The organism is Shewanella sp. SM95 (genome assembly GCF_025653595.1).
Lineage (GTDB): Bacteria > Pseudomonadota > Gammaproteobacteria > Enterobacterales > Shewanellaceae > Shewanella > Shewanella oncorhynchi.
In genome coordinates this window covers 183,182-204,473 of sequence record NZ_JAKKSE010000002.1, presented here as the reverse complement: position 1 = coordinate 204,473, position 21,292 = coordinate 183,182, and the positions used below count along the sequence as shown (strand labels likewise).

The 21,292-nt window shown below is 46.6% G+C and carries 17 protein-coding genes; 2 read left to right on the top strand and 15 right to left on the bottom strand.

What is annotated here, in order from left to right; translation table 11 throughout:
• Nucleotides 1-35: 35 nt before the first annotated feature.
• The 6 genes from L5M29_RS03745 to rmuC all read right to left on the bottom strand — a co-directional run bounded on the left by L5M29_RS03745 (nucleotide 36) and on the right by rmuC (nucleotide 9,004).
• Nucleotides 36-2,207 (bottom strand): DUF3488 and DUF4129 domain-containing transglutaminase family protein, encoded by a 2,172-nt coding sequence (locus tag L5M29_RS03745; RefSeq protein ID WP_263166275.1) that lies wholly within the window; start codon nucleotides 2,205-2,207, stop codon nucleotides 36-38.
• The gene (locus L5M29_RS03740) at nucleotides 2,204-3,310 is read right to left on the bottom strand and encodes a DUF58 domain-containing protein (protein ID WP_263166273.1); all 1,107 of its coding nucleotides are present in this window, start codon (nucleotides 3,308-3,310) and stop codon (nucleotides 2,204-2,206) included. Before L5M29_RS03740 ends, L5M29_RS03745 begins: the two co-directional genes overlap by 4 nt.
• A 71-nt stretch (nucleotides 3,311-3,381) precedes the next feature.
• Nucleotides 3,382-4,293: an AAA family ATPase gene (locus tag L5M29_RS03735; protein ID WP_263166271.1), complete on the bottom strand. Its 912-nt coding sequence runs from the start codon at nucleotides 4,291-4,293 to the stop codon at nucleotides 3,382-3,384.
• 185 nt (nucleotides 4,294-4,478) lie between these two features.
• Complete coding sequence (locus tag L5M29_RS03730; RefSeq protein WP_212600564.1) at nucleotides 4,479-5,183, bottom strand: EAL domain-containing protein; 705 nt, start codon at nucleotides 5,181-5,183, stop codon at nucleotides 4,479-4,481.
• 239 nt (nucleotides 5,184-5,422) lie between these two features.
• Complete coding sequence (locus L5M29_RS03725) at nucleotides 5,423-7,348, bottom strand: transglycosylase SLT domain-containing protein (protein WP_263166269.1); 1,926 nt, start codon at nucleotides 7,346-7,348, stop codon at nucleotides 5,423-5,425.
• Nucleotides 7,349-7,429: 81 nt separating this feature from the next.
• The gene (rmuC, locus tag L5M29_RS03720; protein ID WP_173245045.1) at nucleotides 7,430-9,004 is read right to left on the bottom strand and encodes a DNA recombination protein RmuC; all 1,575 of its coding nucleotides are present in this window, start codon (nucleotides 9,002-9,004) and stop codon (nucleotides 7,430-7,432) included.
• A 253-nt stretch (nucleotides 9,005-9,257) separates the two neighbouring features.
• Here rmuC and msrP point away from each other — a divergent pair, with 253 nt between their 5' ends.
• Both msrP and msrQ read left to right on the top strand, forming a co-directional pair.
• Nucleotides 9,258-10,292: a protein-methionine-sulfoxide reductase catalytic subunit MsrP gene (msrP, locus tag L5M29_RS03715; RefSeq protein WP_263166266.1), complete on the top strand. Its 1,035-nt coding sequence runs from the start codon at nucleotides 9,258-9,260 to the stop codon at nucleotides 10,290-10,292.
• A 46-nt stretch (nucleotides 10,293-10,338) separates the two neighbouring features.
• Nucleotides 10,339-11,001: a protein-methionine-sulfoxide reductase heme-binding subunit MsrQ gene (gene msrQ / locus L5M29_RS03710; RefSeq protein ID WP_105252441.1), complete on the top strand. Its 663-nt coding sequence runs from the start codon at nucleotides 10,339-10,341 to the stop codon at nucleotides 10,999-11,001.
• Nucleotides 11,002-11,160: 159 nt separating this feature from the next.
• On the opposite strand, the gene gloA is transcribed toward msrQ, so the two are convergent.
• From gloA to L5M29_RS03665, 9 genes are all read right to left on the bottom strand, one after another.
• Entirely contained in the window at nucleotides 11,161-11,571 is a 411-nt protein-coding gene (gene gloA, locus L5M29_RS03705; RefSeq protein ID WP_006087315.1) for a lactoylglutathione lyase, read from the bottom strand.
• 490 nt (nucleotides 11,572-12,061) lie between these two features.
• Entirely contained in the window at nucleotides 12,062-12,703 is a 642-nt protein-coding gene (gene nth, locus L5M29_RS03700) for an endonuclease III (RefSeq protein WP_168825144.1), read from the bottom strand.
• A gap of 192 nt (nucleotides 12,704-12,895) precedes the next feature.
• Entirely contained in the window at nucleotides 12,896-13,594 is a 699-nt protein-coding gene (locus tag L5M29_RS03695) for an electron transport complex subunit E (RefSeq protein ID WP_028760019.1), read from the bottom strand.
• Nucleotides 13,587-14,225: an electron transport complex subunit RsxG gene (gene rsxG, locus L5M29_RS03690; RefSeq protein ID WP_105252444.1), complete on the bottom strand. Its 639-nt coding sequence runs from the start codon at nucleotides 14,223-14,225 to the stop codon at nucleotides 13,587-13,589. Before rsxG ends, L5M29_RS03695 begins: the two co-directional genes overlap by 8 nt.
• 74 nt (nucleotides 14,226-14,299) lie before the next feature.
• On the bottom strand, nucleotides 14,300-15,349 hold the full coding sequence (gene rsxD / locus L5M29_RS03685; protein WP_028760017.1) for an electron transport complex subunit RsxD: 1,050 nt from the start codon (nucleotides 15,347-15,349) through the stop codon (nucleotides 14,300-14,302).
• Nucleotides 15,350-15,375: 26 nt separating this feature from the next.
• Nucleotides 15,376-18,003, bottom strand: coding sequence for an electron transport complex subunit RsxC (gene rsxC, locus L5M29_RS03680; protein ID WP_263166264.1), 2,628 nt, complete (start codon nucleotides 18,001-18,003; stop codon nucleotides 15,376-15,378).
• A complete protein-coding gene (gene rsxB, locus L5M29_RS03675; protein WP_063884360.1) occupies nucleotides 17,997-18,596 on the bottom strand; it encodes an electron transport complex subunit RsxB in 600 nt (199 codons plus the stop codon). Before rsxB ends, rsxC begins: the two co-directional genes overlap by 7 nt.
• 1 nt (nucleotide 18,597) lies before the next feature.
• A complete protein-coding gene (rsxA, locus tag L5M29_RS03670; protein ID WP_006081543.1) occupies nucleotides 18,598-19,176 on the bottom strand; it encodes an electron transport complex subunit RsxA in 579 nt (192 codons plus the stop codon).
• Between the two features lie 125 nt (nucleotides 19,177-19,301).
• Nucleotides 19,302-21,206 (bottom strand): GGDEF domain-containing protein, encoded by a 1,905-nt coding sequence (locus tag L5M29_RS03665; protein WP_263166261.1) that lies wholly within the window; start codon nucleotides 21,204-21,206, stop codon nucleotides 19,302-19,304.
• Nucleotides 21,207-21,292 lie beyond the last annotated feature (86 nt).

Genomic DNA, 21,292 nt, shown 5'->3' with positions numbered 1-21,292 from the left:
TGATGTATCGTCAGTTACAGCTCAGTTGACGAATGCTAGGCTAGATTGAACTTATCTTTCACTTTGGCTCTGAGCAATAACCAGTTGAGTTGCTTCGCCGCCGCTTTAAATGCGGTTAAATGCGCATGATAGTCTTTAGCCGGTAAATCTTGGTACTTCAGCGCCACATAACTTTGTGTCAAGGTTTGGAACAGCGTGCAAAGCTTTGGTGTACTGTGTTGGTATTGCTCAATAATCTGCTGCGCAAATTGATTTGGTCCATCACTGTCTTTGCGCTTAATGCCGTGGTGTGCAAGACGATTACAGATCTGTTGATAACGAGTGCTAATAGGATCGCCTTGAACTCTAAAATGTAATAAGCCCGCACTGTAGGCGATATAGAGCACGATAAGGCTGATACAGAGCCCCATAAATACCGCGATTTTAGTGTGAGTCACATCGCCTAAAATGCCACTGAGCACTTGATTCTGTTTCTCTTGGTTAAAACCCAGTACCCACACGCTCCAGTAATAATCTATGCTGGCAAAACGTTGTCTTAACTCATTGAGCCAAGGCATGGATTTAAATCGTAAGCTACTAAAAGGGCTTTCCTGCAGGTAACTCTGCTCTGGATCAAACTGGGCGTCGAATCCTTGCTCGATACGATTGGGCGCCACCATAGCGGTGGGGTCGAAACGCACCCAACCTTCATCTTCAAGCCAGACTTCTGCCCATGCGTGGGCCATATATTGATACACACTGTAGTAACCCGCTTGCGGATTAAATTCACCGCCCTGATAGCCTGTGACCATACGCGCGGGTAAGCCTGTGGCCCGCGCCATAAAAATGAAGGCTGCGGCATAGTGCACGCAAAAACCGGCTTTGTTTTCAAATAAGAAATCATCCACTTGCTGCGGCCCAAGGGGAGGCGGCGTGAGAGTGTAGAAAAAAGGCTCACGATTAAAGTGGCCCATCATGGCCCATAGTCGTGGCTTAGGCGCGGGATACTGAGTCTTAAACTGCTCAGCTAACGTTAAAGTGCGTGGATTACTTTGGCTCGGTAGTTCGAGGTTAATCTGCCTTTGCCGCGCAGATAGCCTGAGATCCATCTTAGCCTTAGGCCAAGACTCTACTTGATAACTCATTCGCTGATCGATATTGCGCAGCGCCAACAGCCGATAGTCGGGCATATTGACCACGTTATCATCTTGGCTATAGGCCACATCGAGACCAAATAACCACGGCTGGTGGCTCGGCTCAGCAATCACTTGATAACGAATACTATGCTTATCTTGCTTACTTAATGCGATCTCTTGATCTTCACTGCTTATCGGAGCAGAACTATTGCTCATGGGATCACTCATGGGATCAGGATTATTGACCATCAATGCTGGGCTGGGCCGTGAGGGCGGAAACAGCAGCGCATCTTTTTGCAACTGTTTAATCCCCGCTTCTTGGCGCCAAGTGACACCATCATAGTTCTCCATCACGAGGGCACGCCAATATAACTCGGCATTAATGGGCTTTGCATTGGTAAAACTCGCCCTAAAGGCAAGTTCAGTCGAACGGGTAAGCTTACCTATATCACCAATCGCCAGACTATCGGACAAGCCCGTTTGGGCTTCTTTCATGTTGGGCACTAACCAGAGCGGTGCAAGACGCGGTAATACTAAAAATAACAGCAGCGCGAGGGGAAGGCTCTGGAGTAAAAATTTGCCACCGATCCAAGCCGTGTGTTTTAAGGATTGCTTATCTTGATACAAAGTCACGAGCACGCAGGTATTGATCAACGTCACCACGAGCAAGTGCGCGGTATTAAGCAGGGATTGATGGTCGATAAAGGTCAGCGCGATAATAAAATAGCCCGCGAGGACGACAACGCGTACATCCCTTTGATTACGCATTTCAATGTATTTTAAGGCATAACCTAACAGCAGCAGATTCACTAGCGCATTGAGTAAGCCTATTTCCTTTGAGACGAGTGCCAGTGTGGTTGCGGCGCCGATCGCAAGACTGGTCACCAAAAAACGCGGTGGTTTTGCCACTTTGCCGACATAAATCCCCACACGCCACAGCAAACAGATAGCGCAAATGCCCAAAGTCCAAGGCGTGGTTTTATCAAATAGTGGGCTTAATACCGCAATATTGGTGATCAATAACCAAAAAAGTGTCTGGCGGCTAATATTGTCGCCGATTTGAGGTGTCGTGCTATTGGCCGCTAACTTCATACTTGCTTCCTCGAAGTAGGGATATGATGCTGCTTGCGGGGAGCTTGATTCGTTTTTTGTGGCTGATTAGCGGCTGATGACTGATATGGGGGCTTCGCCGTTGAAGGCGCTAATTGTGGATATAAGGCAATGGCTTTTTGACAGGCGATCCTATGGTGATTGCCTATCGCGGGCGCGATCAGAACATCGTCTCCCATTGGGTTTTGCAGATGTAAGCCAAAATACTGCTCGAGTTGTGTGAGTTTATTGACTTGCCAGCTTAACTGACCCAATTGGGTTTCGAGGCGTTTAGCATCGGGTCTGAGCCTTAACCAGACGGGATCACCTTGGGGCTGCTGGAATTCTTTAGTCAGCATGCCGCGACCCTGCGCCCACTGTTTCCACGCCACTTGTTTGAGGGACTCGCCGAGCACATGGGGTTTAAGTCCTTTAAACTCATCGATGCCTGACACATGTTTACCCGCCAGTAGCAGGGGATCTTGCTCAGACTGAGTATGATCAGACTCAAGCTGCAGCGGCGCTTCAATCGGCTGGGCAAAGACTAAGTGACTAATGGCTAAATCCACATGCGACCATGCGCGGCAAAGCCCTAAGGGATAGAAGGATTCAATTTTGAGCCGACCCGGTGACACTTGACCCCGCTGATGATATTCGAAGGGCACGAGCGCTTGTTGTTCATCTGTACCCAGGTTCTGCACCGTATAAGTGCGATTATGCGGATAGTTAAGCTGGATGTTATGGCCACTATGGTGCGTGCTGATGAGGACGGGAAAGGTTAAGGTTTCGCCCGCATAGACTTCGGGCGGCGTCGTGGCCCGTAAATGTAAGCCAGCCAGATTTTTGTAACTGTAGAGAATGCAGGTATTAAAGAGGCTTAGGAGTAAGATGCTGAGGCCAATGACTAAGTTATTTTGATAGTTAGTGCCGAATAGATATAAAAGTAAAACCAGACCGAGCCAAACTAACCCAAAACCACTCGGCAGAATAAAAATGCTGCGATGGCTTAAGGTTATTTCGGGACTCGGTGGCAAGCGTCTTGCTAACCAACGTTGCCAAATCGGGACTAACGTCGGAATGAAAGTCGGGAGTATCAGTCGTTTCACTTCTGAGTCATTTCCTTGGTTTAATGCGTTAAATGCATACTTTAGCGATATCTTCTCATTACAGTATCTTGCTACATAATAGGGTTAACGCTCGCCAGAATTCGCTCGGATAAGGCTTCACCCTGTAATTGGCTACTGGTTCTGAGTCTATGCTCAGCCACGCAGCAAAATACCGCTTGTACATCTTCAGGGACTAAATAATGTCGACCTTCTAAAAAGGCCCATGCCTTAGCTGCTTGTAATAGCGCTTTGGTGGCACGGGGTGATAACCCCACGCTGTCACTTTGGCTACGGGAAAAACTCACTAAGGCCAGAATATAATTGAGTAAGGCATCGGAAGCGCTGACTTTGTCGCACTGCTCTTGCAGTTGCATTAAGGCCATCGGTGTCAGGCATTGGGGCAATTGAGCTAAGGTTAAGTGGTTATGATTGCTCTTAAGCATAGCGAGTTCAGCATCGTGGCTTGGATAACCAATAGACAGACGCATCATAAACCTGTCGAGCTGCGATTCTGGTAGCGAAAATGTACCGGATTGATCGGTGGGATTTTGAGTCGCGATCACAAAGAAAGGATTGGGCAATCTGTGGGTGATGCCATCGACGGAAATTTGTTGTTCGGCCATCGCTTCGAGTAAAGCACTTTGTGTCTTAGGGCTGGCGCGATTAATTTCATCTGCCAAAATCATCTGCTTAAAAATCGGTCCAGGATGAAAGATAAATTGTGCTTGATGTTTATCAAAAATCGATACGCCGAGAATGTCGGCAGGCAGCATGTCACTGGTGAATTGGATCCGCTGATAGCTCAAACCTAAGCTTTGGGCTATACCATGGGAAATACTGGTTTTACCCATGCCGGGTAAGTCTTCAATCAACAGGTGCCCACGGGCGAGAATACAGGCTAGAGCGAGACGAATTTGCCTAGGTTTGCCCAGCAATATTTGTTCGAGTTGTTGTAGTAATTCGCTGATCCCAGATTGTGCCACGGGCGACTCCTAATACATTTGGAAGTGTGCTTAAGGTGCATTTGCAAGCTGATGTGCGTTATCACTATGGCGGATCATCGCCCGTATATCCAGTAGCATTTCTAGTGCTAAATCAATTACTCGACAGTATTAGGTTTGGTCTTGAGTGGGCTGGTGGCGCGAATGTAAACCGTTTTAGCCTGATCTTACGTAAGGCACAGTGCTTGGCTGCTGGTGGGGCGAATAAACCAGGATTTAAACAAAAAGCCTTGGACAAAGTCGACACCGATATCTCGCGCAAAGGCTAAGTGAGCTTCAGTTTCTATGCCTTCTAAAATGCACTGTTTGTGGGTCTTTTTGGCAAAGTTGACCAATGCAATTAATAATTGGACTCCCTCGGGGTGTGTTATGTGTGTTAACCAATGGCGGTCAAACTTAAGATAATCCACATTCATCATCAGATCGACACTGAGCATGGAGTGGGGCGCACCAATATCATCCAGCGCCACATGTATCTTAGCTTGTTTAAATTGAGTGAATAATTGACTGGCCAGCTGGGCATCGTTAATGCAGGTGTTTTCGATGATCTCGACCGTGACGCGTTCATAGTGGGACAGCAAACGAATGAGCTTGGCGGTATGTGGTCCATCGACGGCGTGGGGATCAACATTGATAAAAATTCGCTGCTGACTCGGCGCATGGATGAGTTGAAATGCCTTGGCTTGATATTCAACTGCAGCGAGTATTTCTGTGGATTCATGCAATTGCTCGAACACAATATTAGGTGCAACCGCATCACCATTAGGCAAGTAAAAGCGTGCTAAGGCTTCATAGCCGTCGATGGCTAAAGTATGAGGATTGACAAAGGGTTGGTATTCGCAGCTAAGCGTTAACGAACTAAGGTTAATCATGGATGTAATGGGATTCTTAATGCTTTAATACTAATTATTCGCATTTAACGCCCTTCAGTGCAAACAAGTTTTTGATAAAACGGCGTGATTGCTGAATAATTATTCGCTTTGCTAATTATTTGAATTTAGAGAATATCATTTAGAATTTTTGGTGGTTAAAGCATGAGCGTTACCCTAGGGTATGCTGAAAAGTAGGAACTCGATGCAGCTGAGTATCGAGTTCCTTTTCATGTCACGAGTTAGTAAGCAAACTTAAGCTCAGCTTCGCTGAATAATGGCTGTGCTTTTTGCTTTTGCGCCTCATAAATCAATCGATAGCTGAGGACGGCTTGAACATATTCACGGGTTTCAGTAAAGGGAATGGCCTCGATAAAACCCATGGCATCGAGTTTGCCATCAGAGTTTGATAACCAGCGACGCACGCGAGAGGGACCTGCGTTATAGGCCGCCGTGGCGAGGATGCGGTTTTGGTTAAACTCTTTCAACAGCTGGGCATAGTAAGCGCTACCAAGATTGAGGTTAAGCTCTGCGCTGTAGAGATCCTTTGGATCGCTATATCTGGCCCCGTGTTTTTTGGCGGTAGCTTTGGCCGTGGCGGGCATAATTTGCATTAGGCCACGGGCACCTACACCCGAGGTCGCATAAAGATAGAATGCACTTTCGCGGCGGCTAATCGCACGGATCTCATCGATGTTAACCCTATGCTTTTTGCTGGCGTGCTCAAAACCGGCTTGGTGTGCCATAGGGAAGCGTAGAGGAATATCATCCCACAACTTACCTTGAATACTGGCTTCAACACCAAAATCGTACCAGCCCTGTTCATGGGCATAGCGTCCATAGCGTGCTCGCATCGTATTGTCACTGCGTTTTAGTAGCGACATCCATTCATAGCGAGCATCGAAATAACGGTCGAGTGCCATTAACTCTTGTACTCTGACAAAACCGATATCATCGGTTAACTTTTGGCTATTGGCATCAACAACAGGCTCAGGGCTTTGATTGAGTGATACCGGTTTATTTAAGAACTGCGCAGCAGCAAAACCGTAAAAATTACGTTCATTACTGATTGTCGCGAGCGCTTTTATGGCGCTTTCAGGCGCTTCTTTGGCATTGGTGCGATAAAGCCAGTATTGCCAACGTTCCTTTGCCAAGGTTTCTGGTTGGAGTAGGTTCAAGTAACGGGCAATACTGCGCATGTCGTGATCGCGGATAGCCCATCTTAAACGGCGCTCAAATAGGTCGTCATTTTTCAGCTCAGTGAGCACATTGTCGACATAGTTTTTATAGTTATCATCTTGTTCAATTAAAATGCGGCGAACAAGGTATTTATCGAGTTGCTGCGCTTGTTCTGGGGTAAAACGATGAGCCTTTTGATACCGTTCATACAAATTAATGGCTTGGTCGAGATCCTTACGGGCAAGGCGTTTTAATCCTGCGGCAACAATGTCACCGACAATGGGATTTTTATCTTTAAACTTTTCGGTATGGCGCAGGCTATTAGGATCTTTATAGACGGCGACTAAACGCTTAGCTTCGTTACTATGGGTGGTGATTTTTTGGGATAAAAAACTCAGTAAACTCGTTTCGCCAGCCTCGAAACTCAGCATCATTCGCGCCCATACGACATCTTGAGTGCGTTTACCGGCTTTGGTCCATGTGTTGAAAAGAGGATCACATTCCTTTGGGCGCGACCCCCCAAATACCCAAAGTGATTGTGCGGCCGCATAAGCCGTTTTTAGATCGCCCTTGGCGAGTTTCGCCTCATAGTAATAACACTGCAGGCGGATGTCTGTAGGCGCTTCTGGGGTGATCGCAAGATAATCATTCCAGCGTTTTTGGCTACCAGCATTGTTTAAATATTTAGACCGTAACCTATTGTACATGGGTGTGGTTTCATATTTTTCAATCAAGGCTTTAGCTGCATAACCCTGTAAGGCATTAAGAGCACCGATGTCGATATCATGATCTAAATAAATCGCGAGCGGATAATTACCTAGTTTTGCCCGTAGGGGTTTATAGGTTGCATAATCTTGCTTCTTCAGGGCTTTTTCGGCCTCAAGAAAGGTTTTCTGCGTTGATGTTAACGCAAGTGCAGCAGGGGCATTCAATGCGCCTGCGAGCAATATTGCACTGGATATAACCACATTTATAACTGCTTTGCACATGGAGCGTTTGCCTCCGGGCATCAAGGTATCAATCGACATGTCCGTATCGATTTGAGGTAATTAATGGGTGTTCAATTCTTGTTATCTATCATTGCACTCGACAGGCTCGAGTTCTGTGTCCTTAGGATCGCGGGTATGCGATAGATTAAGTTCAGCGTCGTCATCCTGAGTGTCGTTATCGTCTTGGGCTTCATTGAGTGCTTTTTCTAGCAGCATTTTATCCAGTTGTTTGCTGGTATCGACCCCGAGCTGCTGCATTAAATGGGCTTGACGCACTAGATTGCCTTTGCCCGATGACAGCTTGTTCATTGCACTGTGATAGGTTTTCTCCGCATTATCTAAGGCGCGGCCGAGTTTTTCCATGTCTTCAATATAACCACATAACTTGTCGTAAATTCGACCCGCTTGTTTTGCAATGGTTTGTGCGTGTTGATTTTGATATTCGTAGCGCCAAATATTGTTAATTGTGCGCAGGGCCACCAACAAATTCGTTGGACTAACGAGCATGATATTCTGCTCAAGGGCAAAATTGACTAGGCTAGGATCATGCTCCAATGCCAGTAAAAATGCTGGTTCGATAGGAATAAACATCAACACATAATCGAGACTCTTAAGCCCATGCAGATGTTGATAATCCTTTTGACTTAAACCTTTAATGTGACTGCGAATTGAAATGACATGCTCGTTAATCGCCTGTTGGCGCAGTGCCGGATCTTCACTGTTGAAGTAGCGCTCATAACTGACCAACGACATCTTAGCATCGATGACCACATCTTTATTTTCTGGCAGATGCACAATCACATCCGGCTTAAAGCGTTTACCACTATCATCCTTGAGATCTTGCTGAGTATGGTACTCATGGCCTTCACGTAGGCCGCTTTCCTGCAGTACGCGATCGAGGATCACTTCACCCCAGTTACCTTGTTGCTTGTTATCGCCCTTGAGCGCTTTGGTCAGGTTGATAGCATCTTGGCTCATCTTCAGATTGAGCTCCCTTAAGTGCTCAAGCTGATGTTTGAGGGCGCTGCGCTCGGATTGTTCGTGGGTGTAGGATTCACGAATTTGCTGTCTGAATCCTTCAAGCTGTTGTTTTAATGGCCCAAGTACGCCTTCGAGTTGGCTGGCATTTTGGTGCTTAAAGTTTTCGCTACGTTCTTCAAAAATACGGTTTGCGAGGTTTTCAAATTGGGTTTGTAAACGCACTTCGGCCGATTCTAAGCTGGCAATTTTATCCTGCAGCGATTCTTGCTGGGCATCGGCCTTGGCTTGAATGGTTTGCTGCATGGCATTGGATTTCGACAGGGCTAATTGGATCTCTAACTGACGGCGCTGGCTATCATTTAATTGCTGCTCTAAGGTGGGAACGCGTTCGGCTAAGGCCTCGGCTTTGCCCAGTTGTTCAATTTTGAGCTCAAGGCGTTGCTGGTATTGACGTAATTGCGCTTCTTTGTCATCGACCAAAATTTGCTGTTGTGCTAAGGATAATTCTGCATCTTCATTTACTTGACGCATTTCTTGCTCAAGTTGGTCTTTGTGTAGTTGCCAGCGTTGGCGGGTGAGTCTTTGATTGAGCAGAGCACCGATCAACAGGCCTAAGAAGGCAATGGCGAGAAGGCCGATGATTTCGGCGACAGAAAAAGATTGAGAAAATGGCATGATCAATAGCACTCCTTTAGCTTTGGCGCTTAGGTTCGCATGCCCCCCAACAGGCTTCAAGCCCTTTAATCAACTATATCTGCGCTTAATGCTTGAATGAGCAAGTCTTATACGTTTAAGGTGAATTTATTCACGGGTGGAAAGTTTTTCTGACTTTTACCTGTCTATATAAGAGTGAGCGATACAGACTAGCGCCAGAGAAGATTTTTATCGCGACTCGGTGGCTTTAATCATTGGATGGTAGAGGTGTCAATTGGCTAAACATTCCCGTTTTACCCCAGGTATTCTTAAAAAAGCGCAGTGGCACATGCAAGACAATCAAGTGACGCCTGAAGCGGTATTTCGCTCGCGTCGGCAAATTGTAAAAGCCATGGGACTCGGTGCTATCGGTGCCAGCGTGCCCGGTTATGTGCAGGCTGGATTATTCGATCTATTTGGCGATCAACCTAAGTCCTCATTTATCACTACGCCACTGACGTTTCAATCCAATAAGCAGTACGGTGACGCCGATGTGTTAACCCCATTTGATAAAGTGACGCAGCATAATAATTTCTACGAATTTGGTACGGATAAGCAAGATCCCTTCAATAATGCCCAAGGCTTTAAAGTCGATCCTTGGCAACTGCGTATCGAAGGTGAAGTTGAACGGCCCATGACCTTAGATTTTAATGATCTGACTAAAATGTTCCCGTTTGAGGAGCGTAACTATCGCCTGCGCTGCGTTGAAGCTTGGTCTATGGTGATCCCTTGGGTGGGGTTCCCGCTGGCGGCATTATTGAAAAAAGTTGGCGTCACCAGTAAGGGCAAGTATGTCGCCTTTGAAACCGCCTTCGATCCCGAACAAATGCCGGGGCAGAAGAGTCGATTAATGGGCGGTGGTATTCATTATCCCTATGTTGAAGGCCTCACGATAGCCGAAGCTATGAACGATTTAACCTTAATGTCGGTCGGTTTGTACGGTAAAACCTTGCCACCGCAGAACGGCGCGCCCATTCGCTTAGTGGTGCCGTGGAAATACGGCTTTAAGAGCATTAAATCAATCGTGCGAATTCGCGTCTTGGATAAACAACCGCCGACCAGCTGGAATCAGCTTGCCTCACACGAGTATGGATTTTATGCCAACGTTAATCCTGCGGTGGATCATCCGCGCTGGTCGCAGGCCACAGAGCGTCGTATCGGCGAGGGGGGATTGTTTTCAGCAACCCGCATCGATACCCTGCCGTTCAACGGTTACGGCGAGTTTGTGGCTTCACTGTATGACGGCATGGATCTGAGGAAATACTATTGATGATTGGTTTGTTGTTTGGATATTCGCCATTAAGCGGGGACAACCTATGTTGAGATTAACCGCTAAGCACTTGTTTTGGCTAAAGGCGTTATTTCATTTGTTGGGTTTAGTGCCCATCGTCTACCTTGTGCTCACTGTGGTGCTTGGCCGTGCGGGTGGCGATCCCGTGCAGCACATTATTCACTACACAGGCATAGGCGCATTAAATGCGCTAGCGGCGACCTTGCTGATCTCACCGATTGCCAAGTTGACCAAGCAAGGGTTGTTGATGCAGACCCGCCGTTTAGTGGGTTTATATGTGTTTGCCTATGCCACCTTGCATATCTTGGCGTTTTTTAGTTTAGATCTGTTATTTGCTTGGGAATTACTGTTTAGTGAAGTGGTAAAACGGCCGTACATTTTAGTCGGCGCAGTGGCTTATCTTATCGTCACCGCTTTGGCGATAACTTCGTTTAAAGCCTTGATGCGCAAGATGGGACGTCGTTGGCAAACCTTGCATAATGGGGTGTATTTAGTCGCGATATTAGCGCCAATCCATTTTTACTGGTCGGTAAAATCGGAAATCATCGAGCCGAGTCTGTATATCGTAGGTTTTAGTGTGTTGCTGCTGTGGCGCACGCCTTGGTTTAAACGTCATTTCAGCCGTAAAGTGGCGAACAAAACCGAGCGTAAGCTGACACAAGATAAAGCTTCGATAAAGTCGGTTTAGACGTATGGCGCGAGCAGTAAATCACTGGCTTGATTTATGTTTCTTTGTGCCTAACGTGAGATCTAAAGTATAAAAACAAAAATGCCGAATGAAGATTCGGCATTTTTCGCTGAATAAATAGTCTTGCTCAGCTACTTTTTCGGGGTCAGTAGGCAGGACTTAACCTAAACCTTGGGTCGCTGATTTCATTTGAATAAACTCAATTTTATAACCGTCTGGATCTTCAACAAATGCAATCTCAGTGGTACCACCAGCGACAGGACCTGGGGCGCGAGTCACTTTGCCACCGGCTGCGGCAATAGCAGCGCAACGGGCGTAGATATCTTCATCACCAATTGCTAAGTGGCCAAAGCCTGTGCCTAAATCGTATTTGTCAGTGCCCCAGTTATAGGTTAGTTCAACCACGGCTTGGCCTGTGGATTCTTCACCGTAACCCACGAAAGCTAAAGAATATTTGTACTCTGGATTTTCAGAGGTGCGAAGTAGTTTCATGCCGAGCACTTCAGTATAAAAAGCAATACTGCGTTCTAAGTTACCGACGCGGATCATAGTATGTAATAGTTGCGACATAGGTCCTCTCTCTAAATAGATTACGGGGTGGAGTATACCAAAAATCCGTAGATGGACCTCGATAAATGTCAGCCATTGTTTTTACAGCGCTTGACCCAGATTAAAGCTTAGGATAGGGAAATGAATGTCTGTAAGAGGGATTTTCAGGATTTAGAAGAGAAAATTGCCGATAAATTGGCTATCGCTCACAAAACACAGAGACAAACATGGGTTTTTATCACTGGGTTGATAATAATGTAGCCATACCAACTAGGAGAGTGAATGATGAACACCGAACTTAAAATGGCTTTAGGCACCACAGTTGTTATTGCTTTATTTTTCAGTGCGTTCTTTGTTTCAATGTTTTAACGACTAATACAAGTTTGAGTTAACCCAGTTCCAAGTTAAGCAAAAAAGCCGCTATTGCGGCTTTTTGTTTGTCTGAAATCCAGTCTAATCAATGTGAAAACAACACTGAAACGTCAATTGCTCCACTCAGTTGATTCGAAGCTTATTCTTCAGGGTATATTTTTTCTTTAAATTCACACAAGTCTTCAATGATACAGCTGCCACAGCGGGGTTTGCGCGCAAGGCAAGTGTAGCGGCCATGCAGGATAAACCAGTGGTGCACATCGACTTTAAATTCTGCCGGCACGACTTTTAGCATTTTCTCTTCCACTTCGACTACGTTCTTGCCGGGCGCGAATTTAGTGCGATTGGCGAGGCGGAAAATATGGGTGTCGACGGCGATGGTTGGCCAACCAAAGGCAGTGTTTAGTACCACGTTAGCCGTCTTGCGGCCAACGCCGGGCAGAGACTCTAGGGCTTCGCGGTTTTCTGGTACTTCGCCATTGTACTTTTCAATCAAGATCTCACAGGCTTTGATCACATTGATGGCTTTGTTGTTATATAAGCCTATGGTTTTTATGTATTGCTTTAAACCTTCTACGCCAAGGGCATAAATGCTGTGGGCTGTGTTTGCCACAGGAAAGAGCTTGTCTGTTGCCTTGTTGACGCTCACATCTGTTGCTTGGGCCGATAACGTCACTGCCACTAGCAGTTCGAAGGGACTTGAAAAATTGAGTTCGGTTTCAGGTTTGGGATTGTTATCGCGAAGACGAGTGAGGATCTGGATACGTTTTTCTTGATTCATGTACGATTCCTGCGCTGTGGTGGGGGTCAACTCTCAACCGTTCATTATCACTATCTTGTTAATGATGATTGATGAGTTTACAACCCACGTTCGCTGATTTTCTTATGCTTTGAGTTTTGCCGCTAATCATGTGCTAGGCACACATTAAACGCGTTAACACGAGCGCCATAATGCCTGTCGTTACTTGAAAGCCTAACCTACCTTAGTGATCCGTGCGCGGGTAACACTCGGCTCTGCGGCGACTTGAGGTTGGCGTTCTTTGACTTTTTTATCAATTACATTTTTCAATGCAATCAATAATCCCATCACGATAAATGCGCCGGGTGGCAACATAGCAAGGAGAAATGGGGTATCGACTTGCCATAGATGCATGGTTAACGATTTAGCCCATGGGCCGAGCAGTTGATCCGCTCCATCAAACAGTGTGCCTTGACCTAAGATTTCCCGCGTTGCGCCCAGCACTGTAAGCACTAAAGTAAAACCAAGGCCCATCATTAAGCCATCGAAGGCGGCACTAAACGCATTATTGCGCGAGGCAAAGGCTTCGGCGCGGCCGATGATGATGCAATTCGTCACAATTAATGGCAGGAAGATCCCAAGGGATAAATACAGGCCGTAGGCATAGGCATTGATGAGCAGTTGCACTGTGGTAACTAGCGCGGCGATGATCATCACAAACACAGGAATACGAATTTCTTTGGGTACATAGTCGCGCACCAGTGACACCAAAATGTTAGAGCCAATCAGCACCAGCATAGTGGCTAGACCAAGGCCAAGGGCGTTAGTGATCGTTGCAGTAACCGCAAGTAGCGGACATAAACCTAACAGTTGCACTAGGCCTGGGTTGTTTTTCCACAGTCCTTGCCACGCAATTTCGCGATAATTAGTCATGGTTGGCCTCACAATTTAGCGGCTGGCTGAAAATTTGTGCTTGGTTAGTGCTGAAATACCATACCGCGTTTTTGACTGCTTTAACATAAGCGCGCGGGGTAATGGTTGCACCGGTAAATTGGTCAAAATCGCCGCCATCTTTTTTAACTAACCATTGCTTATCATCTGCAGAGCCCAACACTTTACCAACAAACTGAGTGACCCAATTCGATTTACGTAGTTCAATTTTGTCACCCAGCCCAGGGGTTTCTTGGTGGGACAAGGTACGTACGCCTAAGACTTCACCTTGGATATTAATCCCAACAATTAATTTGATATTACCGCTATAGCCATCGGGTGCGATGGCTTCCATGGCGATAGCGACAGGCTTGCCTGCATGGGTAGCAATATAGGCCGGCATTGGACTATCCGTGCCTAATGCTTCTTTGTTTAATAGCAAGGTACACTGAGCGGTAAGCTCGTTATCATGTATTTCATCAGGGATTAATTGTTGCAATACTCGCATCAATTCCTGTTGTTCTTGCTGCTTAATCTTGTCAAAGGTTTGTTGATTGACCGCGGCGACGAGACCCGTGCAAATCAAGGCAAACAGCGCCAATAAAAAACCATTTTTAATCATCGGATTTTTCAACTCTTTTTCCTTAAGCTCTCGTTGCCAGCAGAATGACATTATCTTGTAGCATGACTGTAGTCCGCCAAATGGCCTTAGCTAGCTGAATGACCATAGGTGCGTGGCCGCACATAGTAGTCAATAAAGGGGGCGCAGAGGTTAGCCAATAACACGGCAAAGGCAAAGGCGTCAGGGTAACCGCCTTTAATGCGGATGATATACACCAACACACCAATTAACGCGCCGAAGATAATGCGACCACGGGGGCTTGTTGCTGCTGTGACGGGATCGGTTGCGATAAAAAATGCCGCTAACATGGTCGCGCCAGAAAACAAATGTAATAGGGGACTGCCTTGGGTATCGGGCGACAGTAAGAAACCGATACTCGATGCAACAAAGAGCCCCAATAACACGCCAGTACTGATGTGCCAACGAATGGCTTTCAGTTTAAGTAACACTAAACCGCCAGCCAGATAAGCCAAATTCACCCAGAACCAACCTACGCCTGTGCTGCCATCAAAAATGGCTTTAGTCAGGCTTTCTGTGGTGGTTAATCCTAGGGATAAATCGGTTTTAAGGGTATCGAGTGGCGTCGCCATTGCGATGCCATCTATCCCTAAACGAAACTGTTCCAAGTTAACGTGGGCGCCAATGTTGAAGATAAGTTGCAAGCTCTCAGCTAGGCTAGGCGAATGCAGCGCAACGGTACTCGGTGCTATCCAAGTGGTCATTTGCACTGGGAATGAGATTAACAGCAATACATACGCCGCCATTGCAGGGTTAAACAGGTTATGGCCTAAACCGCCGTAAAGGTGCTTAACGATAACGATCGCAAAGGCGGTGCCCATCACTATCATCCACCAAGGTGCTAGGGGAGGAATGGCGACACCAATCAAGATTGCGGTCAGCATGGCGCTGTTATCGCTAAGGCTGGCTTTGATATTACGATTGCGAAGTTTCATCACCGCAGCCTCACAGCTTAGGGCAACTATAATCGCAAGCAGCACTTGAACAAGCGTGCCCCAGCCAAAAAAGGCGCATTGCACCACAAGGCCCGGCAGTAAACATAAAATCACCCTTTGCATCACAGTTGAGGTATGCAAATTACGTGTGACATGGGGTGATGAGGCTATTTTAAACGCCATTGTGTTCCCTTTTTATCATTCTGTTCTTAATCATTAGCAACATTTGAATCGCTCGAAGCTTCGGTTTGTTGAGCGAGTGCCGCTTTTTTGGCTTTCGCCTTGGCGATGGTCGCAGCAATCCGTGCTTTTTTAAGCTCATCGCCTGATAAGGCTGCCGTTTCAGTGGGTTCTGTAATTTGTTCTGCGGATGGTAAAACGGCTTCGGGTTTAGCTGCGACGGCGTCAAGTGCTGCTATCGACGGCGATGCCACGTTAGCTTTAGTTTGAATGTCGTCAACGGACTCTATTTCAGACTCAGTTTTAGACTCAGCTGCTGATGCCGCAGCTATTTTCTTCGCTTTAGCACGAGCAACAGCGGCGGCCACTTTGGCCTTTTTAATCGCTTCAGCGTCGTTAACGTCAGTAGCGGCTGCTTCTGTATCATCATTCACATCTGCTTGAACGCTAGCTGCGGAATCAACTGCTGGAGTCGCGGTCTGAGTTAAATCATTGTCAGCATTTGTCTCAACTTGCTGCGCGGCTTTTTTCGCTTTAGCACGGGCAACCGCGGCGGCTACTTTGGCTTTCTTAATCGCTTCTGAATCATTAACGTCACTAACGCTAACATCACTAACGCTAACGTCAGTATTGCTAACTTCAATATCACTAGCGGCGGTTTCTGCTTGCTGCGCCGCTTTCTTGGCTTTTGCCCGCGCGACTGCGGCAGCCACTTTGGCCTTTTTATCATCGGCAGCGCTGGCTTCTGGTGTACTGTCAGCCGTTTCAGCCGTTTCAAGCGGCGCGGTATCGGCTTGCTGAGCCGCCTTTTTAGCTTTGGCGCGAGCAATGGCCGCGGCGACTTTGTCCTTCTGAGATAACGGCGCTTCTTGCGCGATTGCATCTGTTGCTAAGAAGGATTCATCACTGGCATCAACATTCACCACATTGTTTGTATCTGCACCATTTGTATCAGCACCATTGGCATTCACTTGGGCGGCTTTCTTCGCCTTAGCGCGGGCGATGGCTGCGGCAACTGCAGCTTTACCCTTGGGCGCGTCTGTCGTATCAGTGCTTGTTACGTTTGATTGATGATTCGATGATTCTTCAGTCGACAACTCTTCAGTTGCTGATTGTGCCGCTGCGGCTTTTTTCGCGGCGATCCGTGCCATGGCTTCGGCGACGGCATTTTTATCCGTGCCAGTCATAGTCGCTTGTCGGCGCTCTGCGGCTTCTTTGGCTTTAGCTTCACGGGCAAGCTTTTCTTCTTCAAGACGCGCTAAACGGGCATCGAAACGCTGTTTAGCGCGCTCCGCTTGCTGCTTTTCATCGGCGGCTTGTTTAAGTGCAGATTTGGCAATGCGGTAATACTCGACTAAGGGAATATCACTCGGGCAGACGTAACTACAACAACCGCATTCAATACAATCCTTTAGATTGTAGCTGGCAGCTTTGTCATATTCTTCGGCCTTGGCGTGCCAAAAGAGTTGCTGTGGCAATAAGAGTGCAGGGCAGGCATTGGCGCATTCGCCGCAGCGGATACAGGCTTTTTCTTCTGGCGTAGTTCCTATTTCTTGGCTGCTTGGCACCAGAATACAGTTAGTACCTTTTAAAATAGGCACTTGGATATTTGCCAATGCATGGCCCATCATAGGCCCGCCAATAATCACCTTTTGTTCAGGCTCTGGCGTGAACTCCGTCGCAGCCAGCACATGCTCAACAGGTGTGCCTATCGGTAACCAGTAGTTCCCCGGTTTACCGACATTTTTGCCCGTCACAGTCACAACACGCTCAATCAGCGGTTTACCTTGGGTAACCGCTTGATGAATCGCAAAGGCAGTGCCGACGTTATGCACGACGATACCAAGTTTGGCGGGAATCGCGCCCGAGGGCACTTCGCGGCCAGTAATGATTTGAATTAACTGCTTTTCACCACCAGAAGGATATTTTGTCGGAATGACCGTTACCCGAATACTATCCGCTGGGAGCCCACATTGGACGACTGCAGCTTGCATGGCTTTGGCCGCTTCTGGCTTATTATCTTCAATGGCGATAACAATGCGTTTTGGCGTTAATAACCGATGAATAATGCCAATACCGGCGAGGATATCTTGGCTGTATTCGCGCATTAATCTGTCATCGGCGCTGATATAAGGTTCGCATTCGACGCCGTTGATGATGACTAAATCAATTTCACTGACCGGATTAAGCTTAATATGAGTTGGAAACGCCGCCCCGCCCATGCCTGCAATGCCAGCAGCACGGATCTTATCGATCATCTGTTGATGGCTTAAGTCATCAAGCTCATTTTGCACCAGCTCACACCAAGTGTCTTTGCCATCGGCTTGGATAACGCAAGTGTTAACTGGCAATGCTGAAGCATGGTTGCTAGCCCTTGGCTCAATGGCAACGATAGTGCCTGATGTCGGCGCATGCACAGGTAAATGCCAAATAGAGGTGCCTTGAGTTAACGGTGTGCCTTTTTGTACGCTATCGCCGATGTTTACCGCAAGTGTGCAGTTTTCACCGACTTGAGGGATGGGCACTAAGTACGTATCGGCTAAGGGCAGTTGGCTAATCGGCGCCGCGTTCGAGAGGAATTTGACTTCGGGTGGATGTATACCACCGGGTGAGCGCCAAAGGGTTCCTTTATCTAATTGATCTAATAAAGTTAACACCGCTTTTCCTCTTCTAACTGTGGGTCTTGGTTCTGAATCTCTTGAATGAGAGTCACTGGGATGGCATTTAAGCGCCAGTTCCAATTTTTAAGATTCTGGGTGACTGGGATCATATCAATACAATCGACGGGACAAGGCTCAACACAGAGATCGCAACCCGTGCAATCGGTTGTCAGCACAGTATGCATAAGCTTACCTGCACCGATAATCGCATCCACGGGGCAGGCTTGAATACACTTAGTGCAACCAATACATTCGTCTTCACGTATGTAGGCGACCTTTTTCACTTGAGATTGTGCTTCGGCATTCAGCGGCTCTGGCTCGACGCCCATCAGGGTCGCCAGTTTTTCCATGGTGGCAGTACCGCCGGGAGGGCATTTGTTGACTTTATCACCGTTGGCAATCGCTTCAGCATAAGGACGACAGCCAGGGTAACCACATTGACCACATTGTGTTTGTGGCAGAATCGCTTCGAGTTCATCGACAATCGGATTGCCTTCAACCTTAAATTTAACGGCGGCAAAACCGAGTAATAGTCCAAAGACTAATGCCAATAGGGTCAACAATATGACTGCAATTAAAATTCCGGACATCTTACTTAACCAATCCTGTGAATCCCATAAAGGCGAGGGACATAAGACCTGCGGTGATCATCGCTATGGCGCCGCCTTTGAAAGGTAAGGGGACATCTGCGGCTGCTAAACGTTCGCGCATCGCCGAGAAGAGAATTAACACTAATGAGAAGCCTAACGCAGCACCAAAGCCATAGATAGCCGATTGGATAAAATCGTGCTTCTCGTTAACGTTCAATAGGGCAACACCCAACACAGCACAGTTAGTTGTGATCAGCGGCAGGTAAATCCCTAAAGCGCGATGCAGTGCAGCACTGGTTTTTTGCACCACCATTTCAGTAAATTGCACCACAACCGCAATCACTAAAATGAAGCTCATGGTTCGCAGGTAGCTCAGATCAAAGGGTAATAATAGATACTGGTTGACGAGGTAACTGAGAATCGAGGCTAACGTCAGCACAAAAGTGGTCGCCATAGACATGCCAATAGCGGACTCCAGTTTACTGGAGACCCCCATAAAAGGACACAAGCCTAAGAATTTCACTAAAACGAAATTGTTGACCAGTACTGTACTGATCAACAAGAGGAGATATTCAGTCATCTCAATACTTTTCTAAACGGATCTTGGCCGTATTATCGACTTTTCCGTTTGCATAAACAACATATAGAATGCAGGGTTAACCATCTTTACTGTAAATTTTGGCGACGAATTAACCCGTTAAAGTATTAAATTTGATCTGTAATCGCCATGGCTTGGGGCTGTGCTATGTAATAGCCTTGCAATCCATCAACTAAGAGTTTTTCGAGGGTGAGTTTTTCTTCTTGGCGTTCGACGCTGGTCGCAATAACCCGAATGCCTATCCGTCTTGCAACATCCACCATCATACGGACGAAGAACTTATTATTGCTGTCTTCATCAATGTTCGATGTGTAGCTGCCATCAAGCTTTATGTAGTCTGGGCGCACTTCACTGAAGAATTTGAAGGACGTAAAGCTCATGCCAAAACGCTCTATCGACACCCGTGATCCAACGCTATGTATTTCGCGAACGAACTTATAGCTTGCCCCTAAGTTAGACTGCATACCTGACTCATTGATCTCAAATACTAAGCGCGAGGCGATGTATTTTTGCTTGCCTAAAATGTCCTTTAGGCAAGCGACAAACATATCTTGATGCGCAGAAAATGCGCTGATATTGATGCCAAAGTTACCCGAAATGGTCGGGTTTTCCTTAAGCATTCTTAATGCACTGATCACCACCAGTTTATCTAATTCAGAACTCATACCGTGACGTTCGGCCATAGCGATCACTGTGGTGGTCGGTAAAAACTTACCTTCGCTATTGTAAAAGCGCGCCAACAACTCACGGTAAACCTCTACATCGGTACGACACGGCTGAATTGGCTGTTGGTAGAATTTTAATGCTTGGCGAGTGACTAAATCATTGATCGCCATTTTCCAGCGATCATCACCAAACTGCTCGTCACCATTGAGTTTTTCTTGGATATGATAGCTATTAGGCCCAAGGGTCTGCGCTATGCTGACTGCGGTATCCGCAATCGTCAGTAAATTAACCGCATCGGTACCTTGATGATAGGGAACTAAACCGATATGGGCGACAGATTCCGCTTTTGTCATCTGCAAATATTCATCGAGATAAATTTTTAATTGATCTAAAAATTTTGGCGCATCCTTCAGCATGACATCAGGAATAAAGATGGCAAAATCAGCGCTCGATACCCTGAAACATTCTGCATCTGAATACTTACTACAGGCTTTGCGGATACAATTTGCCACCCTTGAAAGATAATCATCCCCCGCAGTTCGCCCTTGTTTTTGATTAATTTGCGCAAGCTCTGTGGCCTTAACCATTGCCATCAGCCCCAATTGAGGAATATCGGGATTGCTTATGGTTTCTAATTTTTGGGTAAAGCGCTGGCGACTACCAAAACCTGTCACTGTGTCTTGATAGGCCGCTTTATGCAGCTTTTCATTCTCTTGATTGAGTTTATCGATTTGGGCTTTAAGTTGAAGACGACACTCTTCAAGGGATATTCCAATGGGGTTGAGCTCACCTGTGAGTTTTGATGATGCGACAGCAGAAAACCCTAACTCAGGTATTTTTGAAATATAATCAGCAGCATAACGTATCGCCGCCCTATGTTTTGACATTAACAGAATAAACACTAACAGTAAGATAAGGTAAGCCACCAGTAACATGACACCGAGCTTTTGAGTATGACTAATCGAAGTTTCAATCGCTTGGTTTGCACTGAGTTTGACTTGTAAACGACCGGTTGCCAATTTTTGTGTATGACTGAGCTCGATAGAAAATAAACGGGCTAAGGGATGAGGATGTTGGCTGTCTAAACGACCTTCTGTATGACTCCGTTGGCCATCGGTATCATCAATATATTGGAAAAATTGGAATGGGTAATTTTCAGAAAGCTTTTTGAAGAGTTCGGCGCCATCACCTTGCCATTGTTGGTAGCGGGTTAAACTGGTTTTAAAGCTATCCAGTTCTTGCTGTTGTTGGACTTGTAATTGGCTATTTTCGCTTTGATATACCCAAGCAAAAAGACCTAAGAAAATAAGCAGTAAAAAAATTGGATATGATTTTGACATGGCCATAAAAATCCGCTCTATTTTTTTGGGTGAGCTCAAACAGGATAAGTTTAAGTCAAGAATATTTAACTGCAGCTATCTGTGTGATGACA

What these genes read in the sequence shown, in the direction of transcription:
- L5M29_RS03665 (WP_263166261.1), bottom strand. Translation starts at nt 21,206, where the DNA reads ATGGCCATGTCAAAATCATATCCAATTTTTTTACTGCTTATTTTCTTA.
- L5M29_RS03725 (WP_263166269.1), bottom strand. Translation starts at nt 7,348, where the DNA reads ATGTGCAAAGCAGTTATAAATGTGGTTATATCCAGTGCAATATTGCTC.
- rsxA (WP_006081543.1), bottom strand. Translation starts at nt 19,176, where the DNA reads ATGACTGAATATCTCCTCTTGTTGATCAGTACAGTACTGGTCAACAAT.
- L5M29_RS03745 (WP_263166275.1), bottom strand. Translation starts at nt 2,207, where the DNA reads ATGAAGTTAGCGGCCAATAGCACGACACCTCAAATCGGCGACAATATT.
- rsxB (WP_063884360.1), bottom strand. Translation starts at nt 18,596, where the DNA reads ATGTCCGGAATTTTAATTGCAGTCATATTGTTGACCCTATTGGCATTA.
- gloA (WP_006087315.1), bottom strand. Translation starts at nt 11,571, where the DNA reads ATGTCGCAACTATTACATACTATGATCCGCGTCGGTAACTTAGAACGC.
- rmuC (WP_173245045.1), bottom strand. Translation starts at nt 9,004, where the DNA reads ATGCCATTTTCTCAATCTTTTTCTGTCGCCGAAATCATCGGCCTTCTC.
- L5M29_RS03730 (WP_212600564.1), bottom strand. Translation starts at nt 5,183, where the DNA reads ATGATTAACCTTAGTTCGTTAACGCTTAGCTGCGAATACCAACCCTTT.
- nth (WP_168825144.1), bottom strand. Translation starts at nt 12,703, where the DNA reads ATGAATCAAGAAAAACGTATCCAGATCCTCACTCGTCTTCGCGATAAC.
- L5M29_RS03695 (WP_028760019.1), bottom strand. Translation starts at nt 13,594, where the DNA reads ATGACTAATTATCGCGAAATTGCGTGGCAAGGACTGTGGAAAAACAAC.
- rsxD (WP_028760017.1), bottom strand. Translation starts at nt 15,349, where the DNA reads ATGGCGTTTAAAATAGCCTCATCACCCCATGTCACACGTAATTTGCAT.
- msrQ (WP_105252441.1), top strand. Translation starts at nt 10,339, where the DNA reads ATGTTGAGATTAACCGCTAAGCACTTGTTTTGGCTAAAGGCGTTATTT.